Raw genomic sequence first — 16,514 nt, 5'->3', positions numbered from 1 at the left:
AACAAGATAAGAATAAAGACGGAGACAAGACGTGGATCTACATTTAAAAGACAAGGTCGTGATCGTGACCGGTGGCGCCTCCGGCATTGGCGGCGCGATCTCGCTGCAACTGGCGGGAGAGGGCGCGGTTCCGGTCGTGTTCGGTAAAAGCCAACCCAGTGATGCGTTCAAAGAACAACTGCTGAAGTTGCAACCCAAGGCACGCTTCTTCCTGCTCGATCTGATGGATGAAGAAAAATGCAGGCAAGCCGTTGCCGATACCGTGCGTGAGTTCGGTCGTCTCGACGGCCTGGTCAACAATGCCGGTATCAACGACAACGTCGGTCTGGATGCCGGTCGTGCCGCCTTCATGCAGTCGCTGGAAAAAAATCTGATCCATTACTACGTCATGGCGCACTACTGCGTGCCGCACCTCAAGGCTACGCGCGGCGCCATCGTCAATGTCTCTTCCAAGACCGCCGTCACCGGTCAGGGCAATACCAGCGGCTATTGCGCATCGAAAGGCGCGCAACTTTCGCTCACGCGCGAATGGGCGGCAGCATTGGCCAATGAGGGCGTGCGCGTCAATGCCCTGATCCCGGCGGAAGTGATGACGCCGCTATACGAAAAATGGATTTCCAGTTTCGACAACCCCCAAGAGAAGCTTGCAGACATCACCAGCAAGATCCCTCTCGGCAAGCGCTTCACGACTTCCGAAGAAATGGCCGATACGGCTGTCTTCCTGTTGTCCGATCGCGCTGCGCACACCACCGGCCAATGGGTGTTCGTCGACGGCGGCTACACGCACCTCGACCGCGCGTTGACCTGAGGGGAAACCGATGCGTTACTGCCTCGCACTTGACCTGAAAGACGACGCGGCGCTGATCGCGCGTTACGAAGACCATCACCGCAAGATCTGGCCGGAGATTGCAGCACATCTGCGCGCCAACGGCGTGACCGGGATGGAAATCTACCGGCTCGGTACGCGCATGATGATGGTTATGGAAACCGATGACGCGGTCTACGACGCAGCAGCCATGGCGCAAGCCATGCAAGACGATCCCAAGGTGCAGGAGTGGGAAGCATTGATGTGGCAGTTTCAGGCGCCGACGCCATGGACGCCGCAAGGAGAAAAATGGGTGCCGATGACGAAGATCTTCGATCTCGGCAATCAGTGAGGGCAACGTAGTAACGCAATACACAACACAGCCAATCAATAAACAAGGCTGGTTTGCATCAACGAGGCAGGTATGCAATCAGAACAAACAGAGACCGCAAACGAATCGGGATACCTGATCCGCTTGCGTAACGTGACCAAGCGCTTCCCCGGCGTGCTGGCGTTGGATAGTTGCCAGCTGGATTTGCTGCCCGGCGAAGTCCACGCACTGATGGGCGAAAACGGCGCCGGTAAATCGACGCTGATGAAGATTTTGTCCGGTGTCTATCAGAAGGACGAAGGCCAGATTTTTGTCGACGGCAAGGAAGTTTCCATCGACGGCCCGCGCGCCGCCCAGGAGCTGGGTATCGGCATCATCCATCAGGAACTCAACCTGATGAATCATCTCAGTGCCGCGCAAAACATCTTCATCGGACGCGAACCGCGCGGACGCTTCGGCGTATTCCTCGACGAAGACTCACTCAATCGTCAGACCGCCGAGATCTTTGAGCGCATGCGTCTCAAGCTCGACCCGCGCACCAAGGTCGGCGAGTTGACCGTCGCCAAGCAGCAGATGGTGGAGATCGCCAAGGCGCTGTCTTTCAACTCGCGTGTCCTGATCATGGACGAGCCGACCGCCGCGCTCAATAACGCAGAGATCGACGAACTGTTTCGCATCATCCGCGACCTGCAAGCACAAGGCGTCGGTATCGTCTACATCTCGCACAAGATGGACGAGCTGCGCCGCATTTCCAACCGCGTCACCGTCATGCGCGACGGCAAATACATCGCCACCGTGCCGACTGAAGAAACACCGATCGACACCATCATCAGCATGATGGTCGGACGTCAACTTGAGGGCGCGGGTCCGGTCATCGCCAATGCCGGTGACAACAAGGTCGTGCTGGAAGTCAAAGGACTGACGCGCGGCCACGCTATCCGCGACGTCAGCTTTCAGCTGCGCAAGGGTGAGATTCTCGGCTTCGCTGGCTTGATGGGCGCGGGTCGTACCGAAGTCGCGCGCGCCATCTTCGGCGCCGATCCGTTGGAAGCCGGTGAAATTTTCATTCATGGTGGCAAGGCTGTGATCAAGTCGCCGTCTGACGCCGTCGCACATGGCATCGGTTACCTGTCGGAAGACCGCAAGCATTTCGGTCTGGCTACGGGCCTCGACGTAAAGGCCAACGTCGTCATGTCGAGCATGAATCGTTTCCTGAAAAAGGGTTTGTTCCTCGATCAGGCGGCGATTCGCAGCACTGCGCAAAGCTATGTGCGCCAGCTTGCCATCAAGACGCCGTCCATCGATCAGCCTGCGCGCCTGCTGTCCGGCGGCAACCAGCAAAAGATCGTCATCGCCAAGTGGTTGCTGCGCGACTGCGACATCTTGTTTTTCGATGAACCGACACGCGGCATCGACATTGGCGCCAAGAGCGAAATCTACAAACTGCTCAACACCCTCGCAGAGCAAGGCAAGGCCATCGTGATGATTTCTTCCGAGTTGCCTGAAGTGCTGCGCATGAGCCACCGTGTGCTGGTCATGTGCGAAGGCCGCATCACCGGCGAACTCAGTGCCGCCGAAGCCTCGCAAGAAAAAATCATGCAACTGGCAACGCAGCGTCCTTCCGCTGTTGCCACTGCCACCACTACACATTGAGAAGACGACCATGGCAAATACTCCCAATCCACTGTCGCAAGCGAACCTGACCATGACATCCACACCTGTTTCCGAAGCCGGCGCAGGCAGCCTGCGTGCGCGCCTGTTCCATCCGTCCACGCGGCAAAAGCTGCTGGCCTTTGCCAGCCTGCTGGCGCTGGTCGTATTCTTCAGTTTCGCCAACGAGAACTTCCTGCAGGTCGATAACCTGGTCAGCATCCTGCAATCGACAGCCGTCAACGGCGTGCTGGCGATCGCGTGTACCTTCGTCATCATCACGGCAGGCATCGATCTGTCGGTCGGCACCATGATGACTTTCTGTGCCGTGATGGCCGGCGTGTTTTTGACCTACTGGGGGCTGCCGATTTACTTCGGTATTTTCGCCGCGATCTTCTTCGGCGCATTGTGCGGCTGGTCGTCCGGCATGCTGATCGCCAAGCTCAAGGTGCCGCCGTTCATCGCCACGCTGGGCATGATGATGCTGCTGAAGGGCTTGTCGCTGGTGATCTCCGGCACCAAGCCGATCTACTTCAACGACACGCCGTCGTTTTCGCAAATCTCGCAAGAGTCGCTGATCGGCGATCTGATTCCGGCGCTGCCGATTCCCAATGCTGTGCTGATTCTGTTCCTGGTCGCCATCGGCGCCGGCATCATCCTTAACAAGACCGTCTTCGGCCGCTACACCTTCGCACTGGGCAGCAACGAAGAAGCGCTGCGCCTGTCAGGCGTCAAGGTCGATTTTTGGAAAGTCGTGGTCTACACCGTCAGCGGCGCCATCTGCGGCATCGCCGGCCTGTTGATCGCGTCGCGCCTGAACTCGGCGCAACCTGCGCTGGGCCAAGGCTACGAACTGGATGCGATCGCCGCCGTGGTGATCGGTGGCACATCGTTGTCGGGCGGCACCGGCACCATCCTCGGCACTATCATCGGTGCGTTCATCATGAGCGTGCTGATCAACGGTCTGCGCATCATGTCGGTCGCGCAGGAATGGCAAACCGTGGTCACCGGCGTGATCATCATCCTCGCCGTCTATATGGACATCCTGCGTCGCCGCCGTCAATAACCTGCCCACGATCTTACTGCGAGGCCGTGATCCGGCGCTGGGCGGTGCTCCGAATCCTCATGTACTTAAGTACATTCCGGTTCGTCCGCTCCGTCCATCACAGGCTGACGGCCTCTCGCTACAGATCGTAAACAGGTTTGAATTTCGCTATACCCCGCTGTTTTACATCAACCAAGGAGACTTAAAAATGATAAAGAGAAGAGCACTCAACATTGCCATCGGTTTGACTTTCGCCATGGGCCTGGGCAGCGTCGCACACGCTGAAGACATCTACATTCCGCTGATTTCAAAGGGCTTCCAGCATCAGTTCTGGCAAGCAGTGAAGGCAGGCGCCAACCAGGCCGCCACGGACTACAAGGTCAAAGTAACGTTCGAAGGTCCGGAAACCGAAGCCATGGTCGACAAGCAGATCGACATGTTGTCTGCCGCGCTGGCGAAGAAGCCGCAGGCAATCGGCTTTGCCGCACTCGACAGCAAGGCTGCGCTCCCGTTGCTGAAGAAGGCGCAAGCCGCCAAGATCCCGGTCGTCGCATTTGACTCCGGTGTTGACAGCGATATTCCCGTCACCACTGCCACCACCGACAACAAGGCTGCTGCTGCACTGGCCGCAGACAAGATGGCGGAACTGATTGGCAAGGAAGGCGAAGTCGCCGTGGTTGCCCACGATCAGACCAGCCGTACCGGCATCGACCGTCGCGACGGTTTTGTCGATCGCATGAAGGCTGCGTATCCAAAGATCAAGATCGTCAGCATCCAGTACGGCGCAGGCGATCAATTGAAGTCCACCGAAGTCACCAAGTCCATCCTGCAAGCCTATCCAAAACTCAAGGGCGCCTTCGGCACCAATGAAGGTTCGGCCATCGGCGTGCTGAATGGCGCCAAGGAAATGAAGCGCAAGGTCGTTATCATCGGCTTCGACTCCGGCAAGCAGCAGAAGGATGCGATTCGTGATGGTCAGATGGCCGGCGCGATCACGCAAAACCCTGTCGGCATCGGTTACAAGACCGTCGAAGCAGCAGTGAAGGCGCTCAAGGGCGAGAAGCTGCCGAAGATCATCGATACCGGTTTCTACTGGTACGACAAGAGCAACATCGCCGATCCGAAGATTGCGGCGGTGCTGTACGACTGATCTGCCGCTCAGCTATTCAGATAGTCACGTGATCAATTGAGGATCCGGTGCCGGTCTGTATTCGTGAGTCTGCGAGTACAAACCGGCATTTTCATTTCTACGTTCTGCATCACTAAAAATCATGACACTGCGTATCGACGCACATCAGCATTTCTGGCGCTATCGCGCTGAAGACTACCCATGGATAGGTGCCGGCATGGACGTGCTCGCGCACGACCAATTGCCTGCCGATTTGCAGCCCCTTCTGCAAGACCACAAGATCGCCGCCACCATCGCCGTGCAGGCGCGCTCAGGCCGGGAAGAGACGCGCTTTCTGCTTGATCTGGCGAAGAAAACGGATTGGATAGCCGGCGTCGTCGGCTGGGAAAACCTCACCGTCGCCGATCTCGGCGAGCGGTTGTCTGAATGGCATGCAGGCGACAAGCTGGTCGGCTTTCGCCATCAGGTGCAGGACGAAGCCGATGCACGCGCTTTCCTCGAACACGCCGACTTCAATCGCGGCATCGCCTTGCTGCAAGCGCAGAGTTACGTCTACGACGTGTTGGTGTTCGAGCGTCAGCTGGCCGACACGCAAGCCTTCTGCGCGCGTCACGACAAGCACTGGCTGGTGCTGGATCATCTCGGCAAACCGGCGCTGCGAGAATTTGCGCAGAGCGATGCCGCGCTGGCGCGATGGAAGAAAGAATTGCTGGCGCTGGGGAAACTGCCGCACGTCGCCTGCAAATTATCCGGACTGGTGACCGAAGCTGACTGGCAAGCCGGCTTGCAGCAAAGCGACTATGAGCACATCCGTATCTGCCTCGACACCGCGCTGGAAGCATTCGGCCCACAGCGTCTGATGTTCGGTTCGGATTGGCCTGTGTGTCTGCTGGCAGCGTCGTATGAGAGAGTGGCACAACTGGTGGCAGACTGGGCTGGGGCCAATCTCAGCAGGGACGAGCAGGCGCAACTCTGGGGCGGCACCGCAGCGCGCTGCTATGGCATTGCGCGCTGACAGCCTGATCGGAAGACATTCCGGAAAATATTTCTAAAGCAGGGGTCTGGATTCAGTCGCCCTGCATCAGTTGCAGCGGCGACGCCTGCAGCTCACGCATCTCTTGCTGGCGCCCCGACTGCTGACCGACAAAGGTCAGCAACCACTCCTGTAAATAGGTCGGCCCTGGCGTCGTCTTGCTTCCGGATAAACGCTGCCAGCCGCGCACGATCATGCCGTCGGCATGCATGCTCAGCAATTGCGGCTCATACAGAGGCGGCAACAACAATACGCTTGTGCCTTCGTCGCTTTTTTGTGCAGACAAGGTCATTTGACGCGTCGTTCCGGCCAGACTCATCCCGACGATGCCGGCGAACCCGGCGTCGGCAGCGATCTCCGCTTCGGTGCGGCGAATCCCTTCACTTCTGAATTGTCGAATTATACTGTACATAAAAACAGTATATTCTAAACTCGCCCGTCGATGCAATACGAGACGGCATTCCGCACGTCCTCGCTCGGTATGGTCGGCGAACACGGTTCAACAAGGATGCCCGTCGCGGCTCGCTTCGTATATGAATATGCAGATATATTCGTGGCGGCTGTTCGCTTGGCACAAGAGAATCAATGGATTCATTTCTACTTTGGAGTGCGCCATGAGCCGAGATTTGCTGCTGTTGCTGGAACCTGGATTCACCGATCCGAAATACCCGGGAGACCGTTTTATCTGCCCCGATGGTGCGCCGATAGAAGGCTTGCTGGCGGGCGATCCTGATCACGTATCAAAGCTGGACATCCGTCGCCTGCCTTTCGCCAAGCCGCGCCAGGTCGTGGTGGATGCGCTCGATGCCGATCATCAAAGTCTGCCGGTACTGATTTTGGGTGACGAGCAGCCGCTTCCCGCCGAGGCACAACACGTGCAGCAACTCGGCAACAAACACTTCGTCACCGACACCCGCCGCATTCTCGATCTGCTGGCCGAGCGCCACGGATTTTTCAAGACGCATTGAATGACATTTTGTCGCGATGCATGAGACTTCGCGTCGCGATTCCCCTCGAGGAGATTAACTCATGAGCGACACTACAGCGCCGCCACGCCAGCTGCATCTGAACATCAACGTCTTGCATTCCGGCTTCGTCCCGTCCGCCTGGCGTTTGCCGGATGCAGATCCGCACGCCTTCATCGATGTCGGTCACTATGTGCGCGTCGCGCAGATCGCAGAGGCGGCAAAGTTCGATGCCGTCTTCCTGGCTGACAACGCCTCGATTGTCGAGCAGATCGACTTCCGTCCTATCACCGCGCTGGAGCCGACTGTGTTGCTGGCGTGCGTGGCGGCTGCGACCACGCACATCGGTGTCATCGGTACAGCGTCGACCAGTTACAACGAGCCGTACAACATTGCCCGGCGCTTCGCCACGCTTGATCATGTGAGCAAAGGACGGGCCGGTTGGAATGTGGTCACTACCGCCGATCTCGGCTCGGCGCGCAACTTCGGCCGCGATGCCGTCCCCGATCACGCCGGACGCTATGCGCGTGCGGCGGAATTCACCGACGTCGTCAAAGCACTCTGGGATAGCTGGGAAGACGATGCGCTCATCGGCGACAAAGTCAGCGGGCGCTTCATCGATACCGGCAAGGTTCAGCCGATTGCACACCATGGCACGCATTTTTCAGTACAAGGTCCGCTGAATCTGCCACGTACACCGCAAGGCCATCCGGTACTGGTGCAGGCCGGCGGTTCCGCTGACGGACGGGATCTCGCTGCGCGTCATGCAGAGGCGGTGTTCTCAGCGTCGCAATCGCTGGAAGAATCGCAGGCCTACGGACGTGAACTCAATGCACGCGCGGCGGCGTACGGACGCGGGCCGCATGCCGTCAAGATCCTTGCCGGGCTGACGACCATCATCGGCGCAACGGAAGCGGATGCCATTCGCCGCCGCAACGAGTTGATCGACATGATTCCCTGGAGCTACAACATCAATCGTCTCGCCGGCATTCTCGGTGTCGCACCGGATCGCATCAAGCTGGACGAGCGCCTCCCCGACGACATCGGCTTACCCAACAAGGGCAACGGCAATCACACCTTCTTCAACGCCACGCTCGCGCAGGCGCGCCTGCATGGCTATACCGCACGCCAGTTAGTCTATGCGCTGGCGGGCGGCGGCGGTCACCGGGTCGTGGTCGGCACGCCGGAACAGATTGCGGACGACATCGAACACTGGTTCAAGGCCGGCGCCGCCGATGGTTTCAACCTGATGCCGGATGCATTGCCGAGTGGCTTGCAGGACTTTACCGAGGGCGTGGTGCCTATCCTGCAGAAGCGCGGGATCTTCCGCCGTGAGTATGAAGGCACAACCTTGCGTGAGCATCTGGGATTGGCGCGCCCGGCAGGACGTAAAGGAATTGCTGCGGCAGCTTGAGAAGGAAGATGCATCACCTGAAGGGAGTTACCCGAACGCATCGGGTAACTCCCTTCGGTTTCAGGACCTAATGTTTGTGGTCCAGCCGGCGTGACAGTTTTTCGCCGAACAACTGGATGATGGATACCAGCGCAATCAAGATCACGATCACTTCAAACATCACCCGCGTCTCGTAGCGTTCATACCCATAACGGATCGCCAGATCGCCGAGTCCACCTGCACCCACCGCACCCGCCATCGCGGAAGCGTTGATCATCGCAATGATGCTGACCGTCATGCCACCGACGATACCAGGCAGTGCTTCCGGCAACAGCACGTGGCGTACGATATGCCAGCGACGGCAACCCATGGCACGCGCCGCTTCGACCAAGCCTGGATCGACTTCATTGAGACTGACCTGGGCAATGCGCGCATAGAAGGGAATCAGATTCACCGTCAACGGTACTACCGCCGCCCAGGTGCCCAGCGTGGTGCCGACCAGAAAGCGCGTGACCGGCAGCAGCGCCACCAGCATGATGATGAAAGGCACGGCGCGAAATACATTCACCGTCGCCGATAAGCCGCGATGAAAGCGCGGTTTGGGATACAGACTGTTGCGCGCCGTAATCGTCAGCACAATCGCCAGCAACAGGCCGAGACTGATGGCGATCAGCGCCGAGCTGCCGACCATCAGCAGCGTTTCGAAGAAAGCCTGAACGTATTTGTTAAGTGCGGGCAGGGACATAACCGAGAACCTCAATAAAATCTGCGCCTGGGAAGCGGTCATTGTTGTTGCCGCCGCGGATCTTGATCGCTTCCCATGAGGCGACAGGCAGCGAAACCAGCAGGCTGCCTTGCGCATGGCCGCGGATGCGGTCGAGCCCGCCGTGAATCAGCGTCGCATCAGGCCCGAGCAGCGCCAACTGTTGCAGACTGACGCCCTGTGGATGTGCAGAACCGTTAAAGCGCAGACTGAGCAAAACGTCGCCGGCCTGATTGCCGAGATCGTCAATCAGTTGCGCCGCCAGATCGGCCGGCAATCCATGTTGCAGCGGACGCAGCAAAGCGCGTGTCGCTTCCGCCTGCGGATTGCCGAATACCCGCCACACCTCGCCTTGTTCCACCACTTGTCCATGATTGAGCACCAGCACGCGATCGCAGATTTCGCGGATGACGGCCATGTCGTGTGTGATGAGGACGACGGTCAGGCCCATCTTGCTGCTGATGTCGCGCAGCAGCGTCAGGATGGATTGTGTGGATTCCGGATCGAGCGCCGAAGTGGCTTCGTCGCATAGCAAAATTTCCGGTTCATGCACCAGCGCGCGGGCGATGCCGACGCGTTGCTTTTGCCCGCCGGAGAGTTTGGCCGGATAAACATCTGCCTTGTCGCGCAGGCCGACCAGATCGAGCAGGGCATCGACGCGCGCACGGATCTGCTCCGGGGCGACACCGGCTACGCGCAAAGGCAGGCCGACGTTATCGCGCACAGTCTTGGCCGACAGCAGATTGAAATGCTGGAAGATCATGCCTACCCGGCGGCGTAGCTTGACCAAGGCATCCTCGTCGAGACTGCCGACCTTGAGACCATTGATCGCGACGGCGCCGGTATCCGGTATTTCAAGCGCATTGATCGTCCGCAGCAACGTCGATTTGCCCGCGCCGCTGCGGCCGATGATGCCGAAGATCTCGCCGCGCGCGACGGTGAAGGACACCTCGCGCAACGCATGGACCGTCCCTGCCGGCGAAGGATATTGCCGGGAGATGTTGTCAAACACCAGATGCGGCTGAACGCCTGCGGCCGGTATTGCGTAAGCCTTGGCGGCTGGCTTATCGGTTGCCGGCGTGGATGGGTTTGCCTCCGCGCCGATCAGTGCAGAAATGTTCAACGCGGTGTTCAAGGAGGTGTTCAAGGCTGCGCTCAAAACACGGGCAGCACCGAGCCGCCAAATTGTTTCTGGATAAACTGGCGTACTTCTTCCGACTGGTAGGACTTCACCAGCGGTGCGACCCATGCTGCGTTCTTGTCCTGATCACGCACCACGATGACGTTGACGTAAGGATTGTGTTCGCGCTTTTCCACAGCGATGCCATCGCGTGTCGCAATCAGGCCGACCTGATAGGCGAAGGTGTTGATGATGGCAGCGGCGTCAACGTCTTCCAACGCGCGCGCCAGAACAACCGAGGCGCTTTCGATGAGGGTGATTTTCTTTTTGTACGACGTGATGTCTGCCAGTGAGGCCGTGCCGGTGAACGGATCGAAGCCCTCGCGCAAGGTAATGAAGCCCGCATCGCGCAAGATCACCAGTGCCCGCGTCTGGTTACTTGGATCGTTGGGGATGGCGATCTTGGCGCCATCAGGCAGATCCTTGAGCGCCTTGTATTTCTTGGAATAAAACGCGATCGGCGAGATGATGGTGTTGCCCACGATGCTCAGCTTGTAGCCGCGCTGCTTGATCTGATCACGCAAGAAGGGGATGTGCTGGAACGAGTTGGCCTCCAGATCGCCGTTGTTGAGTGCTTCGTTCGGGCTCGCCGCGCCGGAGATGACGACCGGCTCGACGTTCAGGCCGTTTTTCTTCGCCACCTTGGTGACGACTTCCCAGATCTGCTCGTCGACACCGCCGCGCACGCCTACGCGCAAGACTTTGTCGGCGCTGTGGGCAACGCCGAAGGTGGAGATCAGGACTGCCGCCACCATGGCTTGCAGGCGAAGTCGATAACGTTGATTCATGCTCGTTCCTTTGATGTTTGTTCTGGAGGGAGGGAATGCTTATTTCTTGAAATAATCCGGCAGACGGAAGCCGTCATAGAAGCGATCCGCACGGATCGCGTTCTGGAAGGTGTCGGAGCGATACGCCTCGACGATGTCGCGTGCATATTGGTCGGTCTGTCGGGTTTTCTTTACCGCCAGAACGTTGATGTAGGCCGGCGTCATGTCTTCGAGGATGAAGGCTTCTGACAGCTTCAGCTTGGCGAAGATGGCGAAGTTGCCCTGGATCGCCGCAAAATCGGCATCGTCCAGCGCGCGCGGACCTTGCGCGTTTTCCAGTAATACCAGCTTGAGGCCGACCTTGTTTTCGATCACATCGAGTTCGGTGACGTCGACGGGATTGGCGTTCTCCTTGATCCGGATCCAGCCGAGGCGTTGCAGTATCCACAGCGCGCGTTGCAGGTTGACCGGATCGTTCGGTACGGCAACGGTGAAGCCTTTTTTCAATCCATCGAGGCTGCGGTGCTTCTTCGAATACAAGCCCATCGGTGGCGTCGGCACCTGCACGATGCCGACCAGGTCGGTTTTGTTGCGGTCGTTATACGATTTCAGGAACACCGAATGCTGCATCACGTTGGCGTCGATATCGCCCTTGAACACAGCACTATTGGCTTCCAGGCCGGTGCTGAATTCGTAGTATTTGATCTTGTAGCCCTTCTTCTCCAGCTCGGGTTGCACACCGATTTTGAATTCGTCGATATACGGACCGGGTACGAAGCCCACGCGCAGTTCGGGTTTTTGTGGCGCTGCACTGGCGTGCTGTGAAGTGAAAGCGACGGTGAAGGCAAACAGACTCAGCGCCAGTGTCATCAGGGATTTATAAAACTTGGCTTGCATGTTCGGCGTCATTTTCTCTTGTTGGATTGATGTGCGGCCGTCTTGTGGACGTACCTGCAAATACCTGCACACCAGCGCTGGAATGCGCCGCCGTGCAGGATGAACGAACAAGTGTAGAGAGGACTGCGAGCGAGACAAACGAATGAATTCGTTTGTTCTTATGCGGATTTTTTCAGTAGATGAGCGCGAGAGATTGCTTACGCATACGAGAAGCCGAAACGCTCGTTTGGTGGATTGTCGTTGAGGTGATAGTCGCCGATTGCCGCCTCGCGCTGGGTCGCCGGATTGTGCGAAGCCAGCGTACGTGCGTTGCGCCAGTGACGATCAAGCCGGCGTTTGTCACTGGTTGCCGACGCGCCGCCGACTTCAAACAGCAGCGTGCTGGCTTCCAGTACCTGGCCGATGATGACCTGTTGCGCCTGGAAGGTTTGTACATCGAGCGCGATGTAGTCTTCCGGCTTGGCGGTGCCGGCTTTGCGTGCCTGATGCACGTTTTCGATCGCGGTGGCGATGGCGTTGACCAGTTGTTCCGAAGACCATGCAAGGCTGGCGAGTCGTCCCACCACACGATGCACCAGCGGATTGTCGCGTGGACTGGATTGCCCCGGTACGCCGAAAGTGCGTGTGCGGGCTTGTGTAAATGCAACGGCATCGCGTTGTACAGCGCGTGCGATACCGGCCAGCGTGGCCAGATGCACGGTCTGATAAAACGCGGTGATGATGGTGTTGCGACGCGGCTGCGAGACGTGATAGCGATCAAGGATTTGCTGTTGCGTGATCAGCACGTTGTTAAAACGCGTTGTACCGCTGCCGGTCAGGCGCTGACCAAAACCATCCCAGTCATCGACCCGGGTGACACCCGGTGTGTCGCTCTTGATCAACACGTTGAGGTCTGACTCGTCGTCGTGCGCACGCACCAGAATCCAGTCGGCATACAGCGTGCCGGTCGAATAATATTTTTCACCGTTCAGCAAAAAGTGGCCGGGACGCTTGTCCGGATCGGGCGTGACCGTGACCGAGTTGCTGGTCGAGTTGGTGCGCTCGGAGGCCGCCGCACCGAAGGTTTCTCCTTTGCCGATGACGCTTAGCCAATGGCGGGTGTCTTCATCGTCTTTGCGCTCCAGCAGCAGTTCGGTATAGCCGGCATTGACGCGCAGGATTTGCGGCAGGTTCGATTCCGCTTCCGCCAGACGGATCAGCAGGCCGAAAAATTGCGGCAGGGTGACACCGCTGCCGCCTTGTTCCACGGGTACGCGCAGGGATGTGAAGCCACTGTCCTTGAGCCATTGCACGGCTTCATAGGGCAGCTCGCGGTCGTTCTCGCGGTCGATACTGCCTTGCGCGATGCGCGCGAAGATGTCCTGAAAGCGAGCGAACAATGCGTCGGAGTTGGTCGGGCCGGATGCTTGAGTCATGGTTGCCTTTTTTGCGGGTGTTAATCGTGTCTATGAATCGCTGTCGTCGAAGTCGTGATGCAATCCGTCCGATCCGTCAGTTGAGGGAAAGGGGGCGGGGGCGGATCACAGTACTAAGCGACCGATTATCTGGCAGCAAAACTTGCTTGATAACGAAGATAAACAGATATCGATATGACCGCCGGACGAGGCCGGCTTTCCGGGAAGGCGTAGCGACGGGGATGGCGTTGAGGGCAACCGCAGGGGATTCAAGCGGCTCAATCGTTCCATTAATAGAACAATCCATCCGAATTTTGCCTCCTAGTCACCATTCGAATCAAAACCTACACTTCGTCTCAAGCAGTCGCACTTGCAAAACACAAAAGCGAACGCAACTGTTTGGTATCAGTCCGGTTTCAGTTTCATACCAGTTTCATCTCGCCGTCGGCTTCGCAGGCACATTGCCACAAGCCAATTTATTGTGAATAAATTAATTTTTTGGAGAATCATCATGCGCACCACTACCGCCCGCTTTGACCTGAATGTCAAACAACTTGCCGCAGCAGTTCTTCTGATCGCCGCAGCAGGCAGCACTTATGCAGCAAACACGACAGCTGATGCCGACAAGGGCACTCAGGCCAACGTGCAAGAAGTCGTCAAGCATCAATCGAAGTCCGCTATCAAGCGTCAGGAAATTCAGCAAAAAGTCGCTAACCGCGAACCGCTGAGCTACGCCGAAACACTGTATCTGCGTTAATCCGACGCCGGTACAAAGCAGCACCAGACAAGGTCTACCGACCTTTACTCATCAATACCATCGATACCATCGATATCATCGACATACCAAGGAACTATCATGAACATCAAGAAAATCGCCACAGGCCTGCTTTTCCTCTCCGTTATCGGCAGCGCAATGGCTGAAGAAGCCTACCCACCAGAAACACAAATCGCTTCGCACAAGACACGTGCCCAAGTGATCGAAGAACTGAAGCAAGCACGCGCCAATGGCGAAATCATCAGCAACGATCTGTATCCGGTTGAAGTGCAACACAAATCGACCGTGACACGCCAGGCCGTCAAGGAAGAATTGAAGCAAGTTGACCGCAGCAAGTCGCTCGATATCGGCGCCTGAGGATGGCATGACGGACAGGTGTTCTCGTAGTTGTCACCGTTTCCGTCCGCTCCTCCCGCACGCCAAGCGCGTTCAGCCTCGCAAGAGGTCTCGTTTTACACCCTTGCAAGATCAGTTGTCCCCCGCACGCTGATCTTGCAAGCGGATGTCTCCAGCACTTCTGTTTTTTCTCTTTTTCTTATTTCACGACTGAATGAAGGATTGCCTGACTCCTGAGGTATCTCCTCGCGCGCACGCCAGGAGTGACAAACAGGAGGATGAATCATGAAAAAAATTCTCGGCATCTACAGCGGCACCAGGCAACATCGCATCGGCGACGGCTTGCTGGCACGCACGCTTTTTTCGCAGCGTACGCTGGGCCGGCACGTCAGTCCTTTTTTGTCGCTCGACCATGTTGCACCAACGCCGATATCGACTCTTGCGCCGACTTCGGACAGTGCCATCGCCGTCAGGCCGCACACCCACAGCAATTGCAAGATGCTCACGATGGTCTATCAAGGCCAGCTGGAATATACCGATGCATCCGGAAAGACGGTGTTGATCGGGGCGGGCGATGTGAAATGGATGACCGTTTCCGACACGACTGCAACAGGGAAATTTCAACCCGTCAGCACCCGGCGCAACGACGTGATCGAGATGCTGCAGCTGTGGATTGACTTGCCGTTGCCGGCATCAGACTGTCCGCCCCATCTGCATCATGTACCGGCAGAGAAGATCATCGGCGTTGACGCAATTCCAACGCTGCGCCTGCCCGAGGACGGCGGTCACATCCGCGTCATTGCGGGACATTGTGCGAGCCACCGCGGTGCGGTGCCGACATCGTCATCGTTCGACGTATGGGAGCTGCAGCTGAAATCGCGCTGTGCCAGTGAATTGAAGACGGTTGAAGGGCGCACGCTGCTACTGGCAATCTTGAACGGTTCGGTCATGATCAACGGTGATCAGACTGCACGCGCCGGTGAAGTGGTCATGTTGGACGCCCAGGGCGAAGGCATCTTCCTCGAAACCCATGCCAGCACCACGGCACTGCTGCTGAGTGGTGATCCAATCAATGTGCCGGCCAGCTCCGTAGCAGCGACAAGCTCGGTTGCAGCCTGATCAGTAATCTTCCAGCTCTTCAAAACGCTTCGCCAGAAAATCGATCAGCTGCCGCACCGACGGCAACAGAAAGCGGCGCGACGAATACACGGCGTGGATGATGCCTGACTTTGGCGCCCAATCCGGTAGCACCTTGACCAGAGTGCCATTTCTTAACTCATCGATCACCACCATCGTCGGCAGGAATACGATTCCCGCACCAGCGACGGCTGCGCGTTTCAGCGCGGTCGTATCGTCAGTCATCATGCGCGGGTTGTAGCGGATGGAAGCGGTCTCGCCATCGGTGTTTTCCAGATACCAGACGTGATCTTCCGCAGGAATTGTCATGCTCAGGCTGGGGAAACGATGCAGGTCGGCAGGCACTTCCGGCACCCGGCATTTCTCCAGCAGAGCAGGACTCGCGGTCAGGCACCAGTGACGCACGCCGAAAGTCTTCAGCACCAGGTCGCTGTCTTCCAACGGCGGCAGACGTACACGCAAGGCCACGTCGACCCCCTCATTGATGACATCCACGCGGCGGTTGGTCGATTCCACCTGCAAGGTGACCCGTGGATGTTCCATCAAAAAATCCGCCAGCATCACACCCACGCGTCCATGCAGCAGCGCCACCGGACAAGTCAGGCGCACCGTGCCTTGCGGTTCGGCGCGATTGCGTTCAATGGCTTCCTGCGCGGCTTCGGCTTCCACCAGCATTGCCTTGCAGTGTTCGTAATAGCTCTGACCCAGCTCGGTCACCGACAGGCTGCGCGTGGAGCGTTGAATCAGGCGCGTGCCCAGGCGCTCTTCAAGCTGCGCAATGCGTCTGCTCAGTTTCGATTTGGGAATGCCCAACGCCCGGCCGGCGGCGGCAAAGCCACGATGTTCCACCACGACGGCGAAGTAGTAGAGGTCGTTCAGATCTTGCGTCATGCGCCTTCCCTGTTTATTTTTGT

The 16,514-nt window shown here is 57.9% G+C and carries 18 protein-coding genes and 1 other RNA gene; 12 read left to right on the top strand and 7 right to left on the bottom strand.

Features of this window, described 5'->3' with window-relative positions; translation table 11 throughout:
* Positions 1-31 precede the first annotated feature (31 nt).
* The 7 genes from hmeg3_RS21070 (at position 32) to hmeg3_RS21040 (ending at position 5,975) form a co-directional block, all read left to right on the top strand.
* On the top strand, positions 32-808 hold the full coding sequence (locus tag hmeg3_RS21070; RefSeq protein ID WP_094565484.1) for an SDR family oxidoreductase: 777 nt from the start codon (positions 32-34) through the stop codon (positions 806-808).
* Positions 809-818: 10 nt separating this feature from the next.
* Positions 819-1,157 carry an L-rhamnose mutarotase gene (locus tag hmeg3_RS21065; protein WP_094565483.1) on the top strand — a complete coding sequence of 113 codons (339 nt, stop codon included), beginning with the start codon at positions 819-821 and terminating at the stop codon, positions 1,155-1,157.
* Positions 1,158-1,229: 72 nt separating this feature from the next.
* The gene (locus tag hmeg3_RS21060; protein WP_094565482.1) at positions 1,230-2,789 is read left to right on the top strand and encodes a sugar ABC transporter ATP-binding protein; all 1,560 of its coding nucleotides are present in this window, start codon (positions 1,230-1,232) and stop codon (positions 2,787-2,789) included.
* Between the two features lie 10 nt (positions 2,790-2,799).
* A complete protein-coding gene (locus hmeg3_RS21055; RefSeq protein WP_094565481.1) occupies positions 2,800-3,852 on the top strand; it encodes an ABC transporter permease in 1,053 nt (350 codons plus the stop codon).
* A 59-nt stretch (positions 3,853-3,911) separates the two neighbouring features.
* A non-coding RNA gene (locus hmeg3_RS21050) (sX9 sRNA) lies at positions 3,912-3,986 on the top strand.
* A gap of 53 nt (positions 3,987-4,039) precedes the next feature.
* Positions 4,040-4,981 carry an ABC transporter substrate-binding protein gene (locus hmeg3_RS21045; protein WP_094565480.1) on the top strand — a complete coding sequence of 314 codons (942 nt, stop codon included), beginning with the start codon at positions 4,040-4,042 and terminating at the stop codon, positions 4,979-4,981.
* A 118-nt stretch (positions 4,982-5,099) separates the two neighbouring features.
* Positions 5,100-5,975 (top strand): amidohydrolase, encoded by an 876-nt coding sequence (locus hmeg3_RS21040; protein ID WP_094565479.1) that lies wholly within the window; start codon positions 5,100-5,102, stop codon positions 5,973-5,975.
* Positions 5,976-6,027: 52 nt separating this feature from the next.
* Here the strand turns inward: hmeg3_RS21040 and hmeg3_RS21035 are convergent, their stop codons facing one another.
* On the bottom strand, positions 6,028-6,405 hold the full coding sequence (locus hmeg3_RS21035) for a hypothetical protein (protein ID WP_094565478.1): 378 nt from the start codon (positions 6,403-6,405) through the stop codon (positions 6,028-6,030).
* A 202-nt stretch (positions 6,406-6,607) separates the two neighbouring features.
* On the opposite strand from hmeg3_RS21035, the gene hmeg3_RS21030 reads away from it, so the two are divergent.
* Positions 6,608-6,961 carry a DUF3088 domain-containing protein gene (locus hmeg3_RS21030; RefSeq protein WP_094565477.1) on the top strand — a complete coding sequence of 118 codons (354 nt, stop codon included), beginning with the start codon at positions 6,608-6,610 and terminating at the stop codon, positions 6,959-6,961.
* A 61-nt stretch (positions 6,962-7,022) separates the two neighbouring features.
* Positions 7,023-8,372: an LLM class flavin-dependent oxidoreductase gene (locus hmeg3_RS21025; protein WP_094565476.1), complete on the top strand. Its 1,350-nt coding sequence runs from the start codon at positions 7,023-7,025 to the stop codon at positions 8,370-8,372.
* 67 nt (positions 8,373-8,439) lie between these two features.
* Here the strand turns inward: hmeg3_RS21025 and hmeg3_RS21020 are convergent, their stop codons facing one another.
* The 5 genes from hmeg3_RS21020 to hmeg3_RS21000 form a co-directional block, all read right to left on the bottom strand.
* Positions 8,440-9,096, bottom strand: coding sequence for a methionine ABC transporter permease (locus hmeg3_RS21020; RefSeq protein ID WP_094565475.1), 657 nt, complete (start codon positions 9,094-9,096; stop codon positions 8,440-8,442).
* Entirely contained in the window at positions 9,077-10,219 is a 1,143-nt protein-coding gene (locus hmeg3_RS21015; protein WP_369828897.1) for a methionine ABC transporter ATP-binding protein, read from the bottom strand. The genes hmeg3_RS21020 and hmeg3_RS21015 overlap by 20 nt, the downstream gene beginning before the upstream one ends.
* A 50-nt stretch (positions 10,220-10,269) precedes the next feature.
* On the bottom strand, positions 10,270-11,082 hold the full coding sequence (locus hmeg3_RS21010) for a MetQ/NlpA family ABC transporter substrate-binding protein (RefSeq protein ID WP_094565474.1): 813 nt from the start codon (positions 11,080-11,082) through the stop codon (positions 10,270-10,272).
* 39 nt (positions 11,083-11,121) lie between these two features.
* Positions 11,122-11,970 (bottom strand): MetQ/NlpA family ABC transporter substrate-binding protein, encoded by an 849-nt coding sequence (locus tag hmeg3_RS21005; RefSeq protein ID WP_369828842.1) that lies wholly within the window; start codon positions 11,968-11,970, stop codon positions 11,122-11,124.
* 185 nt (positions 11,971-12,155) lie between these two features.
* Positions 12,156-13,373 (bottom strand): acyl-CoA dehydrogenase family protein, encoded by a 1,218-nt coding sequence (locus tag hmeg3_RS21000; protein ID WP_094565473.1) that lies wholly within the window; start codon positions 13,371-13,373, stop codon positions 12,156-12,158.
* Between the two features lie 490 nt (positions 13,374-13,863).
* Here hmeg3_RS21000 and hmeg3_RS20995 point away from each other — a divergent pair, with 490 nt between their 5' ends.
* From hmeg3_RS20995 to hmeg3_RS20985, 3 genes are all read left to right on the top strand, one after another.
* On the top strand, positions 13,864-14,109 hold the full coding sequence (locus hmeg3_RS20995) for a hypothetical protein (protein WP_094565472.1): 246 nt from the start codon (positions 13,864-13,866) through the stop codon (positions 14,107-14,109).
* A gap of 99 nt (positions 14,110-14,208) precedes the next feature.
* Positions 14,209-14,484: a DUF4148 domain-containing protein gene (locus tag hmeg3_RS20990; RefSeq protein ID WP_094565471.1), complete on the top strand. Its 276-nt coding sequence runs from the start codon at positions 14,209-14,211 to the stop codon at positions 14,482-14,484.
* Positions 14,485-14,748: 264 nt separating this feature from the next.
* Complete coding sequence (locus hmeg3_RS20985) at positions 14,749-15,582, top strand: pirin family protein (protein WP_094565470.1); 834 nt, start codon at positions 14,749-14,751, stop codon at positions 15,580-15,582.
* Here the strand turns inward: hmeg3_RS20985 and hmeg3_RS20980 are convergent, their stop codons facing one another.
* A complete protein-coding gene (locus tag hmeg3_RS20980) occupies positions 15,583-16,491 on the bottom strand; it encodes a LysR family transcriptional regulator (protein WP_094565469.1) in 909 nt (302 codons plus the stop codon).
* Positions 16,492-16,514 lie beyond the last annotated feature (23 nt).

The sequence above is a fragment of the Herbaspirillum sp. meg3 genome (assembly GCF_002257565.1).
Lineage (GTDB): Bacteria > Pseudomonadota > Gammaproteobacteria > Burkholderiales > Burkholderiaceae_D > Herbaspirillum.
This window is presented reverse-complemented; position numbering and strand designations above follow the sequence as displayed.